We start from the raw sequence: 21323 nt of genomic DNA, 5'->3' as shown, positions 1-21323 counted from the left end.
TCGGCATGGACGAAACCTCAAGACGACGCGGCCACAACTATGTCAGCCTGTTTGTCGATCTTGACGAAACCCGGGTTCTGTTCGCCACCGGCGGCAAGGACGCCTCAACCGTGGATCGATTCAAACGAGATCTCACCGACCATGGCGGCAATCCCGGCGCTATCGAGGAGATGTGCTGCGACATGTCTCCGGCGTTCATCAGCGGTGTCGAAAAACATTTCCCCGAGGCCCATATCACCTTCGATAAGTTCCATGTGCTCAAAGTCCTCAACGAAGCGGTGGACCAGGTTCGCCGGGAGGAATCCAAAGACCGGCCGGTGCTAAAGGGCAGCCGCTATCTTTGGCTTAAGAACCCATTCAACCTCAAGGCGTCCCAGGCAGAGCAACTCGAACAATTGACGATCAAAAAGCTCAACCTCAAAACCAGTCGGGCATACCACATCAAACTCAACTTTCAGGAATTCTACAATCAGACAGCCCGGACCGCCGAAACCTACTTGAAGAAATGGTATTTCTGGGCAACTCATAGCCGCCTGGAGCCCATGAAAAAAGCCGCATACACCATCAAGAGCCACTGGGACGGCGTCCTACGTTGGTTTACCTCCAGGATCAACAATGGAATCCTGGAAGGGATAAACAGCCTGATTCAAGCTGCCAAGGCCAGGGCCCGAGGGTATCGAACAGAACGAACGCTCATCACCATGATTTATCTTATTGCAGGCAAACTGAAGTTCGATTTACCCACATGAAATAGCGAGGAACCATCTTTGTTTTCACATTTTGAGCAGGAAATTTTTGGCTTTTTGCACACTCCTGCCTGCCATTGATTCAGGCAAACAGGTGAATAGCCGGATATGCCTTTGTTTTTGTTTTCCCATCGCTTTGCATAAACATCACTGCGGCCTTTAAAAAGCGACATAAAAAGGTGGATTTTAGCGGAGGAATCCGACGTATTATCTACAACCGATTTGGAATTTTGGGCAACAGATTCCTTGCAAGGCGTTTTTTCAACGATTTTTATATCTTCGGGAGTATTTCCGGGAGGCTCGGACGTCGCTATCTCAAGGTGGGTTCTTAAGCGCCTGTTTTCTTTTCTTAATCGCTCTACCTCTTCCAATAAAACAGTATATTTTCCGATTAATTCCTTATAATCCATAACTATACCCATGGACCAGGTGCAGACCATCTCGAAGGTGGAGGCTTCCTCGAAGCCAAGGCGGATGCTATCGGATCAATAAATCCTTTGAGCGTCATGGCAATATGTTCGAACTCAGCAGGAACATGGTCTTGTCCAAGCTTTTTCCTAAAAGCATTCCATTGGCTTCTTTTTGCCACGATAAATTCCTTTGAAAAGGCAACAATTTCATCGGTAAGTTCTGTTCCACGCTGCTCCAATGTCAACCTGATGGCTTCTGATAACGTTTTCCCATCGAATCCAAACTGGCGAGAAAGCAGCCAAATATCATAGAAATCTTTCATCCGGCTATTCAACCCTCGGAGTTTGAGCATGGCTTCAAATTTTTCAGCAATGGCGCTCTCACGGCTGTAGCAAAGTAATCGTGGTGCGGCAAAATCTAAAATTGATGTCAATTCCGACTCTTCGGGGTTGGGATGGATAATGTCACCGAATCCGATATCCAGTTGCATGTTCAAAGTCATGGTATCAAGTTTTGCTGGAAAGCGAATTCTAATCCCCTGGTATTCAGCATCATCCGTAATGTGTTCTGCGGTAATTTCCTCATGTAAAAAGAAAAGACCATCGGGATCAACATCAATCGATAGAATCTCGATCACATTGGAAACAACATCAGACACCTTATTGCTTGTCCTTCCAAGCATATCAATATCCATGGTGGGTCTAATCCGAGGCGCTTTCCATATCCGAAGCATCAAAGCGCCTTTGAGGATAAAGCGTTTGGAATGTTTGGATAGAGAAAGCCGGTATAGAAACCGTTCCATGGCATAATATTGGGCAAGTTCTTGAAAAGGCCGCATATCAGATCTTGATTTATCGAGTAGACGCTGTCTTACGGATGCTGCGATATTTTTCAGCGGTGTCTTGGTCAAATCGTTGCCTCCAGATAAGGCGTCATAATATTTTTAACCCGGCAGATTTTCGCGTATTCGAGCAGCCTTTCGAGATTATACTGTTGTCTGGATCTGTAAATTTTAAGAGCTTCAAGGACAACATCCATTCCAATTTTGTTCCTAAACTTAAAGCAATCAGCCAATGTTTTCTCGGGATTGTAAATTTTTACAGACACGCCATCAATCTTATGATTTTCAATGCCGGAATTATATGCTTCATTCGAAAATCTATGGGATTGAACTGGAGGATAGTTGAGTGATGGTACTCTTGATTGCCTCGGTACAGCCACGGAAACAGCGTGCGGAATCTGAGTTGTGATATTATGATAGGACAGCGCCGATATGAGACAGATGACTGCATTAGGGAAACGAAGGCTCACCGTCACCAGATCAGGGTTTGACATCGGAGGGAGTTCCACGAGGCGATAAACGCCCCTGCTCACCTGTTCGATGATGCCTTTGTCTCTGAGCGAATAAAGCATATAGCGTGTAATGCCTGCCGCTATCGCCTCACTCATCCGAAGTTGCCCACCGTTCTTACGAAACAGTTCTATAAAATGACTTTTCATTTCAACTGCAGACAAAAAGCCCCCATTTGTTAATAAGTGGTAACAATATGTCTGATTTTGGATAAAAAATCAAGGGAAAGTCGACGATGCTTTAATCTATGTTTATTGCTTCTACCATCTCTTTGAATCTGGTGATCTTATCATCATCGGTTGCCATCAGGGTCAAAGGCCTGAGCCTCCGTTCTGTGAAAAATTTCAGAGTTTCTGGATCATCAATATTCATCAAGTAATCGGTGATCTCGGAGGGCAGCCGCTTGCATATGTCCACTGCTGATTTGGAACTGTTTTCAGCAAGTTTTCGGACTTCATCGGCCACCACGGCAAATCCCCGACCCGCATCACCGGCTCGAGCGGCTTCGATATATCATCAGTCAATTTGTGGGCCGATTTTGGTCCTGGCCGTTTTTTGACAAGACCGTTTACGCCCCCCTTTTCAAACTGCGACAGTGCCTGATAAAAAGCTGGCCGCGAGAACCCAAATGTTTCGGATGCGTGTTTTACCGAGCGACCTTCCTTTTCGACGGAACGAAGCATCTCGTACTTGACCTGAACAAGATCACGGGGATCGAAAAAAGTGATCGTCGCATCTGAAAACGTTTCTTCAGCGACTTTCTGTGGGTGTGGATTGAGCGCCCCGCATTCTTTCAGGCTTAACGATGTCTTGACCCTTTTTACCGTTAGACTTGGGTTAACGATGTCTTGGTCTTTGGCAATTTATGCTTAAGTTTGGGCAAAAAGCCAATATGAATGGATGCCCTGACCTGAAGGAAACTTTAACTGGCAGCAGCCGAGGTTTTTCTACCGCAACAATCCCCTCGTCCGAATAAAAGTATCCGCTGCATCCCAATTTATCCAATCCTATTCATCAACTCACCTACCGCTTCTTTGCCCTATGCAGTATCTTACTGACAGTATTACCCTTATGTTGTATTGACCGCGAACTCATGTGTAATAGAACCATTCACTGCCATCCTAAAATTATGGAGGCTCGCTGAAGTTTTTCGTCAATTAAAGAAACTAAGTAAAAGGTTGCTGTTCAAGCCATTCAGGCACCTCCTCCTCCCGCTGAGAATCGGTGCATAATTGATGCACATCAAAGACATGATTATGGCCGGTTCTATTTTTGTTTATCATAACGAATCTTTATACGCACCGAATCCACAGATAGATTAAATAATCACGTATCCCAACATTTGACAGGGCTGACCGACGCAGGGTAATTTCAATAACCACAACATCTTGATTGGTGATAAACCCAAGCCCATTTTTACGTGTTTGCAAAATTTCTGTAATCCAGCGCCCTCCATTATTTTATCTAAAAACCTTTACTTAGTACCACAATGTGTTATTTTCAGGAAATGAACTGGCCAATTAAAAAAGAAAACAGCAACCGCGAAGACTCCCATGCCTTAGCACTTGCTGAAATGATAATTCAAAACAGCCCTTCAATACTGTTTCGCCGCCTGGCTGCAGATGATCCAAAGCAGCGCAAGATGGTCTACGTTTCTCCCAACATATCCCGTTTCGGATACCGGGCTGAAGATTTCCTCAATGATACAATCATGTTTCGGGACATTGTCTATCAGGGGGATAAGGAAAAAATATTACAAGAAATAAAGGATTTTGTAGCAAAGGAGAGAGAGAACTATACCCAGGTTTACCGTATCGTTACTAATGATGGGGAACTCCGATGGGTTGAAGATCAGACATCCATTTATGTAGATCCTGAAAGCGACATTCGGTATCATCAGGGCATTGTAACAGATATCCATGAACGTATGATTGCTGAAGAGAAATTAAGAAAAGAGCAGGAAAAAGTTCAAAAAGCTTGCAGGATTGTCTCAAAATACGTGCCCCCCCAAATAGCGGAGACAATATCCCACGGACCTATCGACCTGGTCTGGAAACATCACCGGAAAAAGTTGACCTTGTTTTTTTCGGACATCAAAAATTTTACAAAGATTACTGATTCTCTTGAACCAGAGGACATGGGAAATCTATTGAATGAATATCTTTCCGAAATGATAATAATAATTAATAGATACGGAGGTACCCTGGCCCAGCTAATCGGAGATGGTTTATACGTGATCTTTGGCGCGCCCAATAAAACAGAAGATAAAGACCACGCTGTAAGATGCCTGCATATGGCAATTGATATGCAGTTAAAAATGGAAGTATTAAACCAGAAGTGGTTTGATTCCGGAATTGATGAAAATTTAAAAATTAGGTGCGGGATCAACACAGGAATGGCAACCGTAGGCGGCTATGGCTCTTCTGAAAGGAAAGAGTATACGGCAATGGGAATGCAGGTTAATCTTGCTGCCCGCCTTGAAAGTGCCTGCAAGCCGGGGCGGATTCTGATTAGCCATACCACATGGGCACTTGCCCGAGAAGAGTTCCCCTGCACCCCTCTGGGTAAGATTGAAGTAAAGGGATACCACCGTCCCATATCCGTATACGAGCTTGACCCCTTTCATGTTCAGTTTAAAAATCACGATTCTGGCGAGAGTGTCGGTTAACAATCCGCAAATAGCCAGATCGTATCACACGATCTGTGAAACCGGTGGTTACTCCTATGGACGTTTATGTGAATAAATTCAGAATAATAAGCCACCTCATACATCATGTTGTGGCTCCCGTTTCCCGATAAAAGCAACGCTTTGTTCTGCCTATCTTTACTGGCAAATATGAATGGGGTGAAACCGAAACCGGCATCACCCCTTTTTGCATCACCCATAAATATTCTCAATCCAACGAATCGCTTCCACATCGCTGATCGTTCCCAGATACCTTTGTGTGGTCGAAAGATTCGCGTGCCGGAGGATGCCTTTTGAAATAATTTCAATAGGTACGCCAGATCGACTTGCATAGGTATCAGAATGCCGACGCAGGTCATGAGGTCTGAGTTTGACACCGACCAGCTTGCCGGATTTGATCACCATCATTCTGGCAGCCTCATAGGTAATCACCTGGTACTCAGCATCATCTGTAATGTGTTCTGCGGTAATATCCTCATGGAAAAAGGAAAGACCATCGGGATCAACATCAATAGATAGAATCTCGATCACATTGGAAACAACATCAGACACCGTATCCGTCGTAGTGCCCTATTCAAAGTTAAAGTTGCCATGGCTGCATTGTCCAGGACAGAAGCCCTGGTCGAAATTTCCAGCGAGTATGGCGTGCATCCGATGTGGGCCTCTTCAGGTTCCTCGCTGGTAAAAACCGGATGGTATTTATGTTGAGAAAGTTCATTGGGGTCAAGATCTTTGGCCTCGGCGTTTTGCTCTGTCTGCCATGCCATGTCCTGGGCGGGCAGTCGAACGCGCAGGATCGATCACCAATTTACGGGTATCGCATCGTCAACGCCTACCCGCACGATACACAGGCCTACACGCAAGGCCTGGTCTACCAGAATGGGTATCTATTCGAGAGCACCGGACGAAAAGGGCGCTCCTCTATAAGGAAGGTCAAGCTGGAAACGGGCGAGGTCGTCCAGGAGCGACGGCTAGATGCCAGGTACTGGGGCGAAGGACTGACCGACTGGAAAGATCGGCTGATACAACTCACCTGGCATGGGAAGGTCGCATTTGTTTATGACCACGCTTCCTTTTGCCTTCGGCGAACCTTTCTCTACTCGGGCGAGGGTTGGGGGTTGACCCATGATGGAACCCAATTGATTATGAGCGACGGAAGCAGCACATTGCGCCTGCTCGATCCCGAAACCTTCCAGGAAAAAGGACAACTCACCGTAAGGGATGGGTCCATTCCTGTCCACCGGTTAAATGAACTTGAGTACGTGCGCGGAAAGATCTACGCGAATGTCTGGCATACGGACCGAATCGCCATGATTTCACTGGAATCAGGCAGGGTGCTTGGATGGCTTGATCTGACGAACCTCCTGCCCCAGGGCTATAAAAAAATGGATCATCGCGATGCTGTTCTCAACGGGATCGCCTATGATGCAGAGAATGATCGGTTGTTTGTTACTGGCAAGCTGTGGCCGCTGCTTTTTGAGATAGAGGTGATCCGCCATTGAGGGGACCGGCCAATCGGTCTTTGTTCAATTCCGGTGATTTCTACATAATTACTTCCAAATCGGACCTGACCGCGGTTCGAACCTCCCCATGGGTAAGGTAGACCCTAACGTTGCAAAAGTCGGAGGGCTTCAGAGACAAGGCGCCGAGGGTGAAGCTGTAATGATTCTACCGCGAGCCCTCGGCAACGCGGTATCTGAAGCCCTCCGGCTTTCCCGAAAGGGTCGAAAAGATGCCTCAATCATTGTTACCTGAAGGAATTAACAAATGGCGAATTCGAACATAACTTCTTTCGATAGCCATTCTTGCTTAGATAACAATAGGTAACAATGATGAAAGCATCTTTTTATGCAACTATAGGGTAGACGTAATCGCCCCTTGACCACTAAAGCCAATCCATTCTATCTATAAATATCGGGAATAGTTAATTGTTCCTCCCTCCTTGTTCTAAACCTGCACAATTATTTCGAAATACGGCTTAATCGACAGCGATCCCGATATCTTAATGATTTAACAATCTATCCTTCTACAATTCCGGGAGGACCTATGGCTGAAAATGGAACTCAACGCAAATTGACAGCGATTCTAAGCGCGGATGTAAAAGGCTACAGCAAACTAATGGGCGACGATGACGAATCTACCGTCAATACCATCACCGCCTACCGTGCGATCATCGCTGATTTGATCCAAAACAATCAGGGACGAGTCGTTGACACTCCCGGGGACAATATCCTTGCGGAATTCAATGGCGCATTGAATGCGGTTAACAGCGCCATTGAAATTCAGAAAAGATTGGAAATCGAAAATGGGAAACTGCAATCCAATCGTCGTATGAATTTCCGAATCGGCATCAATCTTGGTGATGTTCTTCACAAAGACAACAGAATATACGGTGACGGTGTTAATGTTGCCGCCAGAATTGAAAGCTTGGCCGATCCAGGAGGTATCAGCATTTCCAGAGGTGTTTTTGATCAGGTTAAAAATAAAGTCCGGCAAGGGTTTGAATATATGGGGGAACATGAGGTTAAAAATATATCTGAACCTGTTCGGATTTACCGCGTTCTGTTGAAACCGGAATTCGAGGGTAAAATCATCGATGAGCAATCTCACCGGAAGACGAAACTTCAAAAACCATACGCAATAGCCATCGTGCTAATCTTAATTTGTAGTGTCTCGATTCTATGGGTCTTCTATCCGCGACCGGCGAAGATACAAGCGGCCTCCATTGACAAGATGGCTTATCCCTTGCCGGAAAAGCCCTCTATCGTTGTTCTGCCGTTCAAAAACATGAGTGACAATCCCGAAGAGGACTATTTCAGCGATGGATTGACAGAACAAATCATCACCACGCTCTCCACTTATCCACGTATTTTCGTGATCACTCGCCAGTCAGCCTTCCATTACAAGGAACAATCTGTGGAGATCCGGCAAGTGGCTGAAGAATTAGGCGTACATTACGTATTGACAGGGGGTGTCCAGAAGTCCGGCAATAAAGTACGCATAACGGTTCAACTGATTGATGCAATATCTGGCAGTTATATCTGGAGCGAGCGCTACGACCGACGACTCACAGATATTTTTGAAATACAGGATGAAATTACGGCCAACGTCCTGAACGCCATGGTTGCCCAACTGACGGAGGGAGAACAGGCTCGACGCTGGACGCAAAAGAAATATAATCTAAAGGCCCTTGAAAAGCACTATCGTGCCCAGGGATTTTTTTGTCGGCATACAAGAGAAGATTACGAGAAGGCACTGCCATTGTTCGAAGAGTCGATTGAACTCGAACCCGACTTTGTCTGGCCTTATGTATATTTAGGTTATACACATTTAAATTTAGGGGTTCGCGGTTGGAGTGAATCACCAAAAGAATCCTTTAAAGCTGCATTTGAACTGGCTCAAAAGGCCTTAAATATAGATGAGTTACACGACGGAGCCCATTCTTTGTTGGCCGCTTACTACAACGTCACCCGTCAGTACGAAAAAGCGCTTTCCGAGATAGACCGGGCGATAGAACTGAATTCCAATGCGGCGGATGCAAAAGCGATCAAGGGTGGTATTTTAAGCAATTTAGGTCTGTGGGAAGATGCTGCTCGATATGGAGAAATGGCTCTGCGGCTCAACCCATTCCCCGGTGTGTTTGTTTACTGGATCTTAGGTCGCGCCTATTTCATGACTGGTCAGTATGATGAGTCGATAGCGATATGCAAAAAGGCTATTCAAGTAAGCCCCAATTTTATTGCTGCCCATCGTTATCTTGCTGCTTGTTATAGCTCATTAGATCGTGAGGCAGACGCACAGGCGGCTGCTAAAGAAGTCCTTCGAATAAATCCCAAATTCTCGATTGAATCGTATGCGAAAAGACTGCGTTATAAGAATAAAGCTGACATAGAGAGAGAGCTGGGTGCTTTGCGCAAAGCTGGGTTGCCGGAAAAATCGACGTCATGACAGTGGTGCAGTAAAAGGATCAAGTCTGCTCTTAATCCAATCGAAATTTCATAAGGAGTCGAGGGCAGACTTGAGACTTTAAATAATTCCGTTCCTTGTCAAGGGGTTGCTAAACGTTGACAAGCGTGCTGTTTTGAGATTATTTTAAAAAATCCTACCTGTTTTATGTTCCACTGTATGTCGGCTCCTGTAATTAAAAATCAGCCTTTCCCGAGATAGGAGCACCGCATGAACAAGAGAGATAAGATCGCTTTCACCATTTATTTGGTTGTTAACCTGCTTGGAATGGCCTTTGGGATTACATATCTGGCCTGCCCAACGGTTATGCCTTACCATCACCGGGCGATTGGCGTAAACTGGGAGGATCTGGGCCCTGGCCTGCAGGTTATGCTCGTAAATTTCGTAAATTTTGCTGGGGCCGCATTTATAACAGGCTCCCTTTCTTGCCTGATCATGCTGCTAATTCCCTTCAGAAATGGAGAATTATGGGCCAAAAGGGCTGTGCCATTGGTCTTGATGGTATTTAACGGATTCTGTCTATATGTCTCGGCGTCAGTGGCGATAAAAACAGAGGCATCACCACCATGGCCCCTTTCCATTGCAGTGCTAATTGTCATACTCACTGGCTATATTACATCTTCGGGCATCGAAAAACCTGATAATATTGGTGAAGAGGTGTTGATACATGAAAACCGGAATCAAAAGGAAGAAGAAACTGGATAAATTCACCCTCAAGGAATACGGCATTAACGCCGTCTTGATGGCAATCATTTTTCTATTCGGTCTGTATTTCAGTTGGGAGCTTTCGAATTTTGCAGGAATGCTGTACCTGTTGCTGTGGGTGGCATCCTATTTTGTTATCCATGCCACAACCTGCCGAAACTGCGTCTACCACGGTAAGCAGTGCCCAGTTCCGTTGGAAGGGGGTTGTTCACACCTGACATTTGAACGGGGAAACAATTTTGGCTTAATTGCTGGTGTCGGTGGATTGCTGGCCTTTTTTCTAAGGCTATGCATCCCCTATGTGGCGATCATCAAAGCCGGTTCGATGATGTATTTTGTTTTATACTCTGGCATTGTCATACTGTTTTTTTATGTCCTGCTTTATCATACAGGATGCCCAAATTGCATCAATACGAAGTGCCCGATGAATCCTGATTTCAATGCCCCCTCCCAATCATGATCCCACCTAAATAGTGAGGCAATATGAAAGAAGATCCCTATAAAAGCTGGGCTCGAAAGTATGATTTTTTTGTAGAACCTTTCAATAAAACGTTACGGGAAATAGGGATAGGATTGCATCCCCCAGTGGCTGGAATGAATGTTTTAGACGTGGGGTGTGGTACTGGGACAACCTTAAACCACTACCAAGAAGCTGATTGCAATGTTTTTGGAATCGATTCATCTCCTTCAATGCTGTCGGTCGCCAAATCCAGATTAAGTAGAAAAGCTAATCTTCGCCTAGGAGATGCTTCCAATATGGAGTATCCAAATGATTTTTTTGACCTGGTTATCACCATGATGACCCTACATGAGATATCCCACACCACCCGTTTAAAGATTTGTGATGAAATGATCCGTGTCTTGAAAAAGGATGGCCGAATATTAGCAGTTGATTATCATCCGAGTAACCAGATCTTCCCTAAGGGATGGATGAATAAATCGGTAATATTCTTTTTTGAAATTATGGCCGGTTCGGAGCACTTCAAGAATTTTCGGGACTTCATTGCCAGAGATGGAATCCCTGGAATAATTGAAAATCGAAATTTAGACATAGAAAAGAGTAAAGTTGTAAGTAGTGGCAACTTGGGAATATTCATGCTACGACCAAATTGTTAAAGGATCAGGCCTACTCTTGAACTAGTTGGAATTTCATAACGAGCCGAGGGCTGACTTGACACTTTGATTCGATAATTCCCGGGCATAGTTTCCGACCTGAACGACGGCGACATTTGACCTGGTATTCCGGTAACCGGATCAATTCCGGCCTTGATGCCATGGCCATTATCACAGTCATTCGTTCAGCCATTATTCAAGCCGGCCCCTTTGAATCAGCGATTTCCCCTTTTTCATCAAGAATGACATCTTGGGCTATCGCGGTCCAGACTACAAGCACTCCTCGCCCAATCGGTAGTTTTAACCTACCACCATACGCTCAACCAGCTCACATTGCCGATTTGCTCGAGTGTTATATCTTTTTAGTACGCAACACGAAATGCAAACAACAAACAAGCAATTAATGAGGTGATACCATGGCCGAAAATAAAGTTCAGGACTACAGCGACGACAGAAACGAAGGACACGTTGACACCCGCGAAAAAAACTTCGAGTGCGAAAACAAAGATGAACATCTGGGATGTGATCCTGGGATCGATGTGGCGGGATAAATGAAAGGAAGGTGCCCTATGATAGGAACAACGATTACGCTCATTACGCTGGGTTACTTCATCAACAGATGTATCGCTGGCCGGTCATCGACAGCCGCATGCAAGATTTAAGGGCACGATAAACGGCAGAGCTTCGAAAACATAGGCATAAGATAAAATCAGCAGAAATGTTGTACACGGCAGAGCCTCTAACGGGGCTCTGCCTCTCTAATGGAACTTCTCCAAAGTGTTTTTCAAAAAATTATTTTTGGATGATAATTGAGAAAACAGAAATATGCATAAGGGAGAAAAAAATGGCTGCAACAAAAAGAAAAACTGTTCTGGACTTCTTTAGAACTGGCTATGATGAATATCATGTTGATTATCGAGAGAACTCGATAACAGAATCATACGACTTTATCATCAAGACAGGGAAATCCAGAATATTTCTAAAAATCGGGCAGAAACGTTGGGACGATTCGGACAGGTCTTCTATTATTGATTTTTTAGAGTCGAAAGAAGAACAGATTCGGAAAGTTGTTACGGACGATCAGAACGCAATCCTCCGAATGAATTAATTTATCCAGTTGGATCGATCTTTCAGCCACTCTTGTACAGTTTTCCGCAACCACGCCTCCATACCATTTTCAATGTAAAACCTTGGAGACAAGAGGTTATCATCAACAGATAATGCCCCTATCTGCTTGGCATGGAGGGCAATTTCCGTATTCGGATACACACGAATACCAACTGTTACTTTTACCATTTCGAGTTCAAGCGAATCGGTAAATTTCAGACTTTCCATGACGGTCTGCCTGGTTTCTCCCGGCCCTCCTAAAAGCAAAAACCCCATGCGACGAATTCCGTATTTCTTTAGCAGCTCGGATGCATGACGCACGTCTTCTGTGCGAAACTGCTTGTTCATCTTTTTCAGTATGATGTCCGATCCGCTTTCCATTCCGAGGCTGACCTCGACACAACCGGAGCTCGCCATTTTTTCTACAAGTTCTTCTTTTACCTTTCCAGGATAGAGGATACATCGCCAGGAAATACCCAAGTCCGCTTCAATCATTCGATCGCAAAGGTCGATAGCATATCCCGGGGGCAGATTGAAGGTGTTGTCCACAAAGAAGAAATGATTAAATCCGGCGGACGAATATTGAGACAGGGCGTCTATGACCGATCTGGCCGACCGCATGCGGGTGCGGTCACCTTCGATCAGCGCGGTCGAACAGTAGCTGCAATTCAACGGACAGCCTCTGCGGGTCTGAAACGGCAACCAGATGATCTCATCGCTGGCAGGTGTCAATGAAGTTAAAAGCCTGTCCGGCTCAGGGAATAGAAACCGGTCGAGCTCGGTATTGATATCCGGAAGGTTGGTGATGCCCTGGGCGGCATGATGCAGGCCGGGGATGGCCGATAGGTCCCTGCCTTTTTCGATCTTATCCAAAAGTGTGACAAAGGCGTGTTCCCCCTCTCCCTGAATCCCCATATCGGCTCCGAGGTAGGCCAGTACATGTTCGGGAAACATGCTGTACCCGGCACCCCCGAGCACAATCCTGGCCTTGGAGTTTTGCCTGCATGCGGCCACCACCTGTTTTACCGCTTCCAAAAGAAATCGGGGATGCAGAGAGACCTGATCATCGATATTTCTAACGGATATGCCGATGATATCCGGTCGAATCATCCGGATGCGCGCTGCCAGGGATGTCAGGGCCTCTGGGTCGGCCATCAGATTGATCTGGGATACCTCGTGTCCGGCATCTTCGGCGGCTCTGGCAACAAAGGCCATCCCCAATGGCAGTACCGGCATGTTGATCTGTTCCGTGTTGGCGGATATCAAAAGAACTTTCATATTAAGGCACCACGACTTCCTCTTTGATCAGTATTGAAACACAAGATATCGTTTTTTTACAGCTCCAGCTGATTTACCTCGATGAAATCCGGTAGACCCAGTCCAATTCACGGCAAACCTGGTCAAATGTGCGGCCATGGATCAAAACCAGAATCGTTTTCTTGCCCACGAACCACCCGAGATCAACGGCTATGCGGGGAAGGGAGAACCGTTTGGCCCGCCGGTAGATGAGCAGCGGCCATTTGAGCCAACCATACGTATCCAATGCGGTCCGTATTGTGCGGCGAACCGTTGGAGTGAGAATCAGGTCGGAGACATCCCTGGCTTGAAACAAGGTTTCAAGTCGTGTGCGGTATGCATAGCGAACGATGGCAATCGTCTCTCCCTTTCCAAGCGTTTCCAGCCAGGACCGTGTCCGATAGAGCAGTGGACCAATAGCGGCCTCTTCCACGGGAGCTTCGGAATCGGGGAAATGTTTTCGGGCAATATGGTCCGCCGCTTTCCGAACGGTTTCTTTCCATTTCTCCCAGGTTGGGTTGGACAGCATCACCGTAGAAAAACCAACCAGTTCCTGGCGAATTTCAAGAAGTACAGGATCGGTCTCCATGGCCGATGGCATCTGCATATGTGAAAGATCTTCCAGAGTCTCTTCCAGGATGTCAACATCTTCTTCCTCGGAGCTGTCATGGTCCTGGTCGTATGCATTCAGGGCCACTTTGCCTACATAAACGGTGATATCCAGGACCAGCGTCCGTATCAGCAAAAGGACCACAACTTTTCGCGACAATAAAAAAATCCAGGAGAATGGATCGATAAAGAAAAAAAAGCGAATGCGGCTGATTCTCCGAATCATGATTCGATGTTCTGTATACCACTTCACCGAAGGGTGCTGCATCACGCCGGTGAACCACCGATACAGGCTGCGGATGCTTTTGATATTCATCGATTTCAGACGATTCAGTTCCGGTCGCTGAAGAATCCGGTCAAACCGGACCAGGGAATCGTTCATGCAATGAATCAAATACCCTAAAGATACCTGGAGTTCGGGGAATTTGGCGTCCGGGAAAAAGCAGGCTGCGATAGCTCGGACATAGTCCCGCAACTGATCCAGATCACCGAGACGGGGCGACAGGGAGTAAAAAATTTCATCGCACCGATCCTGGATCACCCGTATGCCTTTTCTGCGGTTCAAGGAAACGGTTTCCGCCTCCCGGGCTAGGGATTTCAGTTCCTTTTGCAGGGAACGGTTCCAGGCGATAAAACCCTGGGCCCGCCACACCACAATCAGCAGCAGACAGGCGAGGCCCAGACCGATTCCGCCCCAGAACAGTTTTATGATCCACCACCAGTCCATCATGGTGGACAGTATAAATGGAATGGGCGTTCAGATACACCCCAATGTTGCATAAAAAGACTGAGAAAAATTGCCAATTACCATGGTTATCTTCCATGAGACACATCCGGCTCTCATTTTTGGAATCAACCACCGGTGCATTCCAGGATGGGGCGAATTTTTCTTCATCTTTTCCCCTTCGGGAAAGCCGGAGGCCACCAGATCCGGCGTTGCCAAGGGATCGCGGTAGCCGACTACAGCGTCACCCTTGGCGCCTTGGCTCTGTCGCCCTCCGGCTTTTGCAACATAGGGGTACAGTGGGATTTGGCACCAATCAAGATTTTGTGGTCAGGAAGTTGGCAGACCCGCAAAAGGGTCAATTCTTGCTCTTGACCCAATTGGAATTTCATAATGGACCGATGGCAGGCTCGAGCCTTTTATTTGGGTATCTGGACCCGAACTCACTTACAGCGAGATTACCTGATCCTGTCTATCCCAACATTTGACAGAACCGGCTGAAGCAAGGTAATCTTTATTAATCAGAAGCCAGCCGAAAACGGACCGGTTTTGAATGAAGTAATGTGCCTATCTATTGTTCGTGCAAGCCTGATACTTGTTGAAGGCAACAAAGTTATTCATCAAAAACTGGAAATTTATGACAATAATAGACCGGCAGCTACCCATATGAGTCTATTTATAAAAAAAGAGAATAAAAGATGGAAAAACTAAAATTTTTTAAGACACTTAAGGCTTCGCTATTTTCCTTCCTATTTTTTACTTTTATAGTTTCAGACATCGCCTACTCATTTGAGTTTGAGATCGATCAAGTTATAACTGCAATCAAAAATGAAATCCAAACAGCCAACATCTCTGAATTAGGGAGTCCCAATTTCAAAATTGAAAGCGTTGATGTAACCTTAACTGTAACTAAAGTTTCGCAGTAACCCATCGACTTTGTTCAGCGATGAGATCTTCTATGATATCAATAAAATGAAAAAGTAAATCAGGTTCGATACGGTACGAAAGTATATCGCTTGACTTAAAAATTAGTTCTTTGACACGGTCCCAGACGGCACGGCTGAACATCCACAATGACTGATCGTCCGACGTTTGCCGAAACAGCGGACCAACGCAGGCGTTCAGCCCGTGTTTTATCTGGATGTAGACCAATAGCAGATACCGAATCATAACCAGGCTCTGGCTGGCAATCAAAGCGTCAAACGTATTGCTTTGCTCTTTTCCCATGTAAAGCATCTGCTTGGCATCTTTAAAGTATACTTCGATGGACCAACGGCGGGCGTAATAGTCAAGAATCCGGGATGGCTCCAGCTCGGTATCGGTGCAAAGCAGAGCCTGCCACTGTTTGCGACCATCGGAAACGAACAGTACCCGAACCGAGCCGGTCTTTTTCAACGTGACATTGAGGCATACGCCCTTAATCGTGCGATCCTTGATCCAGACAGTCTGTTTCTTGGCGACCTGCTGCCATAGTTGTTTGAGCGTATATGCGCCGCCTTGATAACCGTATTTGACCCGGTTGCGCTTTAATCGGCAGATGACGCCATAACCGACATCAACGATGCGACGGATAATATCGTCGTGGGCAAACCAGCTGTCGAACAAGACGAAGCTGGCATCGAGGCCCGACTTCCAGGCTCTGTCGAGCATCTGAACCAGAACGTCGGTTTTTTTACTCAGCGTTTCCTTGCGTCGTTTCCAGCCGTTGGTACGCTTGTCGATATTCCGCATATCAGTGTTGGGCCGGTGACTGGATGTATGAAAGGCACCATCGATAGGGAAAAAATGTAACCCGTCATGAAAGCCCAATTGCAGATACTGATTGCCAAGAATGGAACGCCTGACTTTGTGATCGAAATGATAGCTGACCAATTCGATCTCTTTGCCCGATTTGGGACAGATGGAGTCATCGGCGATCAATACTTTTTCTTTCAATGGGACATTCTTACGCATGGCTATGATCTTTGATGCCAACATCTGGACCAGCTTTCTCCAATTGAAGTGTTCATTGTTCAAGAACCGGTAGAACGTGTCTTTATGGGCCTGGACGTAGTTTTGTATATAGCCGCCATTACAGAAACTGTTGAGGCTTCGCTTGAGAAAAGGCAGTAGTACGAAAACAAATATGAGCGAGAGTGTTTCATAACCTCTTTTTTTGGTGATGTTGCTTTGTCGGGCCAATGAACGGAACTTGAGTTCGGTGAACGCACGATTGAGTTCATGGTCGTCAATGATCCGGCCCGAATCAGATTGTTTTTGCAAGGAGAGGGAAAATGTATTAGGGTAATTCATAGCGGTTCTTTCTTTAGTGATATTAGGTGTTTGGCGATGTCTAATATACTAAACTCAGAGCCGCTTTTCAATTATTTTCCTAATATTTTCAACTTATTATCCCTCTAAAATATCCAAAAATTAGCTGCGAAACTTCAGCTGTAATTTCTACTGAAACGGATAAAGGCAAACTGGCTGTCAAAATTGTTGGCTACGATAACGAAATTGAAAATCAAGTTTTAACCTCTAAATCACACCATAAACTGAGTTTTTCATTTCAGCCGGTCGATGAATCAAATTTTTCTCCGGAAATATCTCTTGGATTGGTTGAACCCATAAAGAAAGTCAAATACTCATTAAGAAAAGCCTATAATACCCCTCCTATGTTTGAAATGAGCAATTTTACTTTCACATTGGAATTTGCAATTCTAAAAAACGATGATGGAGAGATTGGCTTTTCAGTAATTCAACTCAGCGACTTAAAGGCAATGAATGTAAACACCCATTACATTACTATTCACATGATAATTCAAAATTGATTTCCCTGTGAAACAATGCAATTCTTACCAAGGGAAAATTTCTAATTCCGCCATCAGCTTTTCTCTTTTTGTAACATCTTGACTGACTTCGGACTGCCCTAATCACCGATAAACGATCAGGCGGTCACGGCACGGCGGCATGCATGATGCGAAAGGCGCTGCCGAAAGACAGGCATGCTGTCAAACCCCTTTCTTGGTTGGGGGTGGGTGGGCAAACAGCCAGTACTGAACAGATAGAAAGGTCCGGTTATAAAAAGGAAGTGATTGCCAATATGTGCGCGTTTGATTATTTTGTACGTACATTTATTTTTAATTGTCAAGTATATTTTAAATATTGGACTGGCATTAATTAATTCATGGCATTGTAATCACGATAAATTAATTTTTTAGGCGGGTTTTTGAAAAGATTTATTGTACGTATTTATTTATTTTTAGCGCACCGACATCCGGCAGCCGCCGTACAGGCTTAACGTCCCCGCTGAATATATATCCTGACGCTGCCGGTAATATAGAGGGGCGTTGAGCCCAGGGATGTTGTGTTTGAAAAGTTACTGCCAATATCATACATTGGCAGTCAAGATGATTCGATTAAAGCCAAATCACATTTGAAATTTAACTTCATTCTCCATGGGAATCTCAGAAATGACTTTCGGGAGAGATTTTTCCAACTTTGGGTATTTTATTAAAAAGCATTTAGACGTTTTCAATAAACAGGTTTTTTACAAACTGGTCGTCCTGACAGCTATCATCATTTTTCTGATTGTTTTTCTGGCTCTACTTTTTTAGTCTCCCATCGAAGCCCATGAAAAACGATTGCAAAAAGATTCTCAAGCAAGCGGAGTTGGCCCACGACGAAGGCAGGCTCGCCGATGCGGAAAAAGCCTATCTGGAAGTATTGAACGAAACCCCGGATTCGGGACCGGTGCTGAACGCACTCGGAACGGTCTTCTTGGATCGGTCTAAACCGGATCAGGCAAAAACGGTTTTCGAAAAAGCAGCCAGCTTAAATCCCCCCGATCTATCGGCATGCTATAATCTTGGCAGGCTCAAGCAGATGGAGGGAGACGACAAGGGAGCCATAACCCTTTACAGGGCCATCGTTAAGCAGCAGCCCCGGTTTGGCTTGGCATGGAACAATATGGGGGTGGCCTACCGGGAAATCGGCGAGCCGGAGGAAGCCATCTCCTGTTTTCGAAGGGCCGTGGCTTTTGCTCCTGACATGGCGGAGGCATGGAACAACCTGGGCGTGGCTCAGGATGAGTTTCATATGAATGAAAACGCCTCCAGCTCATACCAAAAGGCAATTGAGTTACAGCCGGATTATGCATCCGCCCACTTCAACCTCGGGGTCTCTTTACAGAAACTCGGGCGATTCAAATCAGCCGAGGACCATTACAACAAAGTGCTGGAGATCAAGCCGGGCGATGAGGCGGCGAATTTCATGCTCCAGAGCCTGGGGACCTCGACAACACCCGACGCCGCACCGGCACAGCATGTTCGCAGGATTTTCGATCAGTGTGCCGGGACGTTCGAAAAGACCCTGGTCAACGATCTGGAATACAAGACCCCTGAACTTCTGTTCAACCTCGTGCACCCACACCTGAAACAGGATCTGACGATTCTGGATCTCGGATGCGGCACCGGTTTGGGCTCACAATTCTACCGGCCCTATGCAAAAAACCTGATCGGCGTCGATGTGTCGCCCAAAATGCTTCAAAAGGCTTCGGAGAAAAATATCTACGACGATCTCATCGTCTTTGACGTCCTTCAGGATTGGACATTTTCCCAACCATTTGATCTTATTTACAGCTCCGACGTATTTGTATATTTCGGGAATCTGGATTCGATCATGCGATCCGCATCATCCAATCTCGCTTGCGGAGGGATGATTGCCTTTTCGGTGGAAAAATTGGAAGACGACAGCATGGGGTATCGGTTGTTTCCCAGTGGTCGTTATGCCCATTCCCAACGGTATATAAGCAACTGCCTGGAGCATCATGGATTAACACCCCTTGAGGGGATCGACTCCGTTATCCGGAAGCAGTCCGGGGAGGAAGTCAAAGGATTATTGATCGTGGCCCAAAAGGGGCTGAAATAGAGATAGACGTGGAATCTGGGACCGGGCATGATTGGCCCCATTCATCGATCACCCGGAGGCTCGGTGAATCCAGGCAAACGATTTAAAAATGGGGTTCAGCCGTGAGGAGACCGATCCAATATCCACCCCATCACCAACGCCACCACAAACCCGATTTCATCCTGGATGAGCGCTCTCCCCTTTTCAATCCGGTGCCATTTCCACAGGCATCCCCGGCAGCAGGTGGCGGTTGCATGCTGTGCGATAAATACCGGATGCCCCCTCATCGGCGTCTGCTTGCCATCGTTTTTGGGCGACGCCGGCGCCAACCTTGCGGTGACAAAATCCATGGCGTGGGAGCGGATGGTGTCGATGCCCTTGTCCCGGATGTATTGCTTTTCCTTGTCGGTCAATTTGAACCGGGATCGGAATTTTGATTTCTTGAGGGCGGTGAGTGCTATTAAAATCTTAGCTGTCATTAGATATCGACCGCTTCTATGAAATTTTATCCTTTGAATGCATGACTTTTTTGATAAACTTCGCCATTGCTGTCAATCCGTTCTATCAATATTTACCATGAACCATTTAATGAAGAAAATGATTCCCTTTTCATGCGAATGTAGAAGTTGATTCTCGACTTTATCTGCCCCGCAGCCTGAAACTGCCTTTCCTGTTTATTCAACCGGAACCAATATCTTTTCCTCAATGATGATGGTTTCGCAAAAAAGCGGAAATCGCGAGTTGGCGTCATTCCGGCCTATACCGGATCAAGTCCGGTATGACAGGTCTTTAACTTTTTGCGAGACTGTCAATGATATAGATCCCAACAATTTCTCTGATTCGAAGGCATCTCCATCTTGCCGGTTGGAGGCTCCAATGGTTCCTGATCAACCAAGCAACGCCGAAATCCAATTTATTGAAATGCAGGGAGGTGTGGCCGCCTATACGGATGAAGGCTTCGGGCCAGTACTGGTCTGCGTACATGGGGTTCCAGGATCTACATTTGATTTTCGCTGGTTGGCGCCAGCTTTGAGCCAAAATTTAAGAGTAATACGGATCGATTTGCCCGGATTCGGAAAAACGCCCAGGGCAGCACATCCAGGCCCGGATATGGACGGTATGGCCCAGTTCATCTTGCGATTTATAGATTCCATTGGACTCGATAGCGTCTCTTTGCTGGGGCATTCTCTTGGCGGGGCCATCGCAACGCAAGCAGCGGCGATGGATGAACGTATTCTTGCCATAGTACTGGTTTCATCGGCTGGTCCTTACTCCCATCGCGGTCACTTCCCAAAAACGTATAAAGCCCTGTTACCACTTGCGTGCAACCCGGTTACCCGTCCCTTAATCGTCTCGATGGGCAGGAAAGCATTGAGATGGGCAGGATTCCATATTGGAAACTCCGATGAAACGGTATTAACGGCTTTGGAATGTGCGGCAAGTATAAACTTTAAGCGGCATGGCGAAACGCTGAAGAAATTGACCAAACCGACAATGGTCATCTGGGCGGAAGATGACAGAATCGTTGAACCGCGGATAAGCGAGATCCTGAAAGAAATAGCGCCTTCCGGCCCGCGCTTGCACTTTGAGACGGGAGGCCACAATATTCAAAAAATGCGTGCCATTGAGATTGCACAAATGCTATGTCCATGGATTCAAGAGGAAGTGAATCCATTCTTGGATCGAGGTAAATCCGTTTTATAACTTTACCGATCACCATCT

19 protein-coding genes and 2 pseudogenes are annotated in these 21323 nt (G+C 46.1%); 11 read left to right on the top strand and 10 right to left on the bottom strand.

Annotated features, from left to right (window positions below; all coding sequences use genetic code 11):
* Positions 1–5 precede the first annotated feature (5 nt).
* Positions 6–749 carry an ISL3 family transposase gene (locus GN111_RS29365; protein WP_155307156.1) on the top strand — a complete coding sequence of 248 codons (744 nt, stop codon included), beginning with the start codon at positions 6–8 and terminating at the stop codon, positions 747–749.
* On the opposite strand, the gene GN111_RS29360 is transcribed toward GN111_RS29365, so the two are convergent.
* From GN111_RS29360 to GN111_RS34545, 5 genes and pseudogenes are all read right to left on the bottom strand, one after another.
* Positions 707–1156 carry a TOTE conflict system archaeo-eukaryotic primase domain-containing protein gene (locus tag GN111_RS29360; protein WP_155307155.1) on the bottom strand — a complete coding sequence of 150 codons (450 nt, stop codon included), beginning with the start codon at positions 1154–1156 and terminating at the stop codon, positions 707–709. The genes GN111_RS29365 and GN111_RS29360 overlap by 43 nt on opposite strands.
* Positions 1157–1158: 2 nt before the next feature.
* Positions 1159–2067 carry a nucleotidyl transferase AbiEii/AbiGii toxin family protein gene (locus GN111_RS29355; protein ID WP_197740453.1) on the bottom strand — a complete coding sequence of 303 codons (909 nt, stop codon included), beginning with the start codon at positions 2065–2067 and terminating at the stop codon, positions 1159–1161.
* Positions 2064–2672 (bottom strand): type IV toxin-antitoxin system AbiEi family antitoxin domain-containing protein, encoded by a 609-nt coding sequence (locus GN111_RS29350; RefSeq protein ID WP_231715597.1) that lies wholly within the window; start codon positions 2670–2672, stop codon positions 2064–2066. The genes GN111_RS29355 and GN111_RS29350 overlap by 4 nt, the downstream gene beginning before the upstream one ends.
* A gap of 238 nt (positions 2673–2910) precedes the next feature.
* A pseudogene (locus GN111_RS34050) lies at positions 2911–3018 on the bottom strand (methyl-accepting chemotaxis protein); the annotation flags it as partial.
* 38 nt (positions 3019–3056) lie between these two features.
* Positions 3057–3191, bottom strand: a pseudogene (locus tag GN111_RS34545) (helix-turn-helix domain-containing protein); the annotation flags it as partial.
* 824 nt (positions 3192–4015) lie between these two features.
* On the opposite strand from GN111_RS34545, the gene GN111_RS29335 reads away from it, so the two are divergent.
* Complete coding sequence (locus GN111_RS29335) at positions 4016–5176, top strand: adenylate/guanylate cyclase domain-containing protein (protein ID WP_170302510.1); 1161 nt, start codon at positions 4016–4018, stop codon at positions 5174–5176.
* Positions 5177–5386: 210 nt separating this feature from the next.
* On the opposite strand, the gene GN111_RS33570 is transcribed toward GN111_RS29335, so the two are convergent.
* Positions 5387–5746, bottom strand: coding sequence for a site-specific integrase (locus tag GN111_RS33570; protein ID WP_176603304.1), 360 nt, complete (start codon positions 5744–5746; stop codon positions 5387–5389).
* Between the two features lie 149 nt (positions 5747–5895).
* On the opposite strand from GN111_RS33570, the gene GN111_RS29325 reads away from it, so the two are divergent.
* The 7 genes from GN111_RS29325 (at position 5896) to GN111_RS29300 (ending at position 12086) form a co-directional block, all read left to right on the top strand.
* Entirely contained in the window at positions 5896–6696 is an 801-nt protein-coding gene (locus GN111_RS29325; protein ID WP_155307152.1) for a glutaminyl-peptide cyclotransferase, read from the top strand.
* Positions 6697–7240: 544 nt separating this feature from the next.
* Positions 7241–9142 carry an adenylate/guanylate cyclase domain-containing protein gene (locus GN111_RS29320; RefSeq protein WP_155307151.1) on the top strand — a complete coding sequence of 634 codons (1902 nt, stop codon included), beginning with the start codon at positions 7241–7243 and terminating at the stop codon, positions 9140–9142.
* 228 nt (positions 9143–9370) lie between these two features.
* Positions 9371–9865 carry a hypothetical protein gene (locus GN111_RS29315; RefSeq protein ID WP_155307150.1) on the top strand — a complete coding sequence of 165 codons (495 nt, stop codon included), beginning with the start codon at positions 9371–9373 and terminating at the stop codon, positions 9863–9865.
* Positions 9828–10325 (top strand): hypothetical protein, encoded by a 498-nt coding sequence (locus tag GN111_RS29310; protein WP_155307149.1) that lies wholly within the window; start codon positions 9828–9830, stop codon positions 10323–10325. The genes GN111_RS29315 and GN111_RS29310 overlap by 38 nt, the downstream gene beginning before the upstream one ends.
* A 23-nt stretch (positions 10326–10348) precedes the next feature.
* Entirely contained in the window at positions 10349–10981 is a 633-nt protein-coding gene (locus tag GN111_RS29305) for a class I SAM-dependent methyltransferase (RefSeq protein ID WP_155307148.1), read from the top strand.
* A gap of 413 nt (positions 10982–11394) precedes the next feature.
* A complete protein-coding gene (locus GN111_RS34250) occupies positions 11395–11529 on the top strand; it encodes a hypothetical protein (protein WP_269433797.1) in 135 nt (44 codons plus the stop codon).
* 293 nt (positions 11530–11822) lie between these two features.
* Positions 11823–12086 carry a hypothetical protein gene (locus GN111_RS29300; RefSeq protein ID WP_155307147.1) on the top strand — a complete coding sequence of 88 codons (264 nt, stop codon included), beginning with the start codon at positions 11823–11825 and terminating at the stop codon, positions 12084–12086.
* Here GN111_RS29300 and GN111_RS29295 read toward each other — a convergent pair.
* The 3 genes from GN111_RS29295 to GN111_RS29285 all read right to left on the bottom strand — a co-directional run bounded on the left by GN111_RS29295 (position 12083) and on the right by GN111_RS29285 (position 17006).
* Positions 12083–13300 carry a B12-binding domain-containing radical SAM protein gene (locus tag GN111_RS29295; RefSeq protein ID WP_231715819.1) on the bottom strand — a complete coding sequence of 406 codons (1218 nt, stop codon included), beginning with the start codon at positions 13298–13300 and terminating at the stop codon, positions 12083–12085. The two genes, GN111_RS29300 and GN111_RS29295, sit on opposite strands and share 4 nt — an antisense overlap.
* Before the next feature lie 136 nt (positions 13301–13436).
* Positions 13437–14720, bottom strand: a complete 1284-nt coding sequence (locus GN111_RS29290; protein WP_155307145.1) for a hypothetical protein — start codon at positions 14718–14720, stop codon at positions 13437–13439.
* A gap of 903 nt (positions 14721–15623) precedes the next feature.
* On the bottom strand, positions 15624–17006 hold the full coding sequence (locus GN111_RS29285; RefSeq protein ID WP_155304909.1) for an IS4 family transposase: 1383 nt from the start codon (positions 17004–17006) through the stop codon (positions 15624–15626).
* 1320 nt (positions 17007–18326) lie between these two features.
* Here GN111_RS29285 and GN111_RS29280 point away from each other — a divergent pair.
* Positions 18327–19622, top strand: coding sequence for a tetratricopeptide repeat protein (locus tag GN111_RS29280; protein ID WP_155307144.1), 1296 nt, complete (start codon positions 18327–18329; stop codon positions 19620–19622).
* Positions 19623–19717: 95 nt separating this feature from the next.
* On the opposite strand, the gene GN111_RS29275 is transcribed toward GN111_RS29280, so the two are convergent.
* Positions 19718–20080, bottom strand: coding sequence for a DUF4186 domain-containing protein (locus tag GN111_RS29275; RefSeq protein ID WP_155307143.1), 363 nt, complete (start codon positions 20078–20080; stop codon positions 19718–19720).
* A 397-nt stretch (positions 20081–20477) separates the two neighbouring features.
* Here GN111_RS29275 and GN111_RS29270 point away from each other — a divergent pair, with 397 nt between their 5' ends.
* The gene (locus tag GN111_RS29270; protein WP_170302509.1) at positions 20478–21305 is read left to right on the top strand and encodes an alpha/beta fold hydrolase; all 828 of its coding nucleotides are present in this window, start codon (positions 20478–20480) and stop codon (positions 21303–21305) included.
* Positions 21306–21323 lie beyond the last annotated feature (18 nt).

It is taken from the genome of Desulfosarcina widdelii, assembly GCF_009688965.1.
Lineage (GTDB): Bacteria > Desulfobacterota > Desulfobacteria > Desulfobacterales > Desulfosarcinaceae > Desulfosarcina > Desulfosarcina widdelii.
The sequence above is the reverse complement of the archived record's forward strand: the minus strand, read 5'-3'. Positions and strand labels throughout refer to the sequence as shown.

Excerpts from the sequence above, each read along its gene's own strand:
- GN111_RS29310 (WP_155307149.1), top strand. The coding sequence starts at position 9,828 with ATGAAAACCGGAATCAAAAGGAAGAAGAAACTGGATAAATTCACCCTC.
- GN111_RS29360 (WP_155307155.1), bottom strand. The coding sequence starts at position 1,156 with ATGGATTATAAGGAATTAATCGGAAAATATACTGTTTTATTGGAAGAG.
- GN111_RS29365 (WP_155307156.1), top strand. The coding sequence starts at position 6 with ATGGACGAAACCTCAAGACGACGCGGCCACAACTATGTCAGCCTGTTT.
- GN111_RS29280 (WP_155307144.1), top strand. The coding sequence starts at position 18,327 with ATGAAAAACGATTGCAAAAAGATTCTCAAGCAAGCGGAGTTGGCCCAC.
- GN111_RS34250 (WP_269433797.1), top strand. The coding sequence starts at position 11,395 with ATGGCCGAAAATAAAGTTCAGGACTACAGCGACGACAGAAACGAAGGA.
- GN111_RS29315 (WP_155307150.1), top strand. The coding sequence starts at position 9,371 with ATGAACAAGAGAGATAAGATCGCTTTCACCATTTATTTGGTTGTTAAC.
- GN111_RS29275 (WP_155307143.1), bottom strand. The coding sequence starts at position 20,080 with ATGACAGCTAAGATTTTAATAGCACTCACCGCCCTCAAGAAATCAAAA.
- GN111_RS29335 (WP_170302510.1), top strand. The coding sequence starts at position 4,016 with ATGAACTGGCCAATTAAAAAAGAAAACAGCAACCGCGAAGACTCCCAT.
- GN111_RS29290 (WP_155307145.1), bottom strand. The coding sequence starts at position 14,720 with ATGATGGACTGGTGGTGGATCATAAAACTGTTCTGGGGCGGAATCGGT.
- GN111_RS29270 (WP_170302509.1), top strand. The coding sequence starts at position 20,478 with ATGGTTCCTGATCAACCAAGCAACGCCGAAATCCAATTTATTGAAATG.
- GN111_RS29285 (WP_155304909.1), bottom strand. The coding sequence starts at position 17,006 with ATGAATTACCCTAATACATTTTCCCTCTCCTTGCAAAAACAATCTGAT.
- GN111_RS29325 (WP_155307152.1), top strand. The coding sequence starts at position 5,896 with ATGTTGAGAAAGTTCATTGGGGTCAAGATCTTTGGCCTCGGCGTTTTG.
- GN111_RS29300 (WP_155307147.1), top strand. The coding sequence starts at position 11,823 with ATGGCTGCAACAAAAAGAAAAACTGTTCTGGACTTCTTTAGAACTGGC.
- GN111_RS29305 (WP_155307148.1), top strand. The coding sequence starts at position 10,349 with ATGAAAGAAGATCCCTATAAAAGCTGGGCTCGAAAGTATGATTTTTTT.
- GN111_RS29320 (WP_155307151.1), top strand. The coding sequence starts at position 7,241 with ATGGCTGAAAATGGAACTCAACGCAAATTGACAGCGATTCTAAGCGCG.
- GN111_RS29295 (WP_231715819.1), bottom strand. The coding sequence starts at position 13,300 with ATGGCCTTTGTTGCCAGAGCCGCCGAAGATGCCGGACACGAGGTATCC.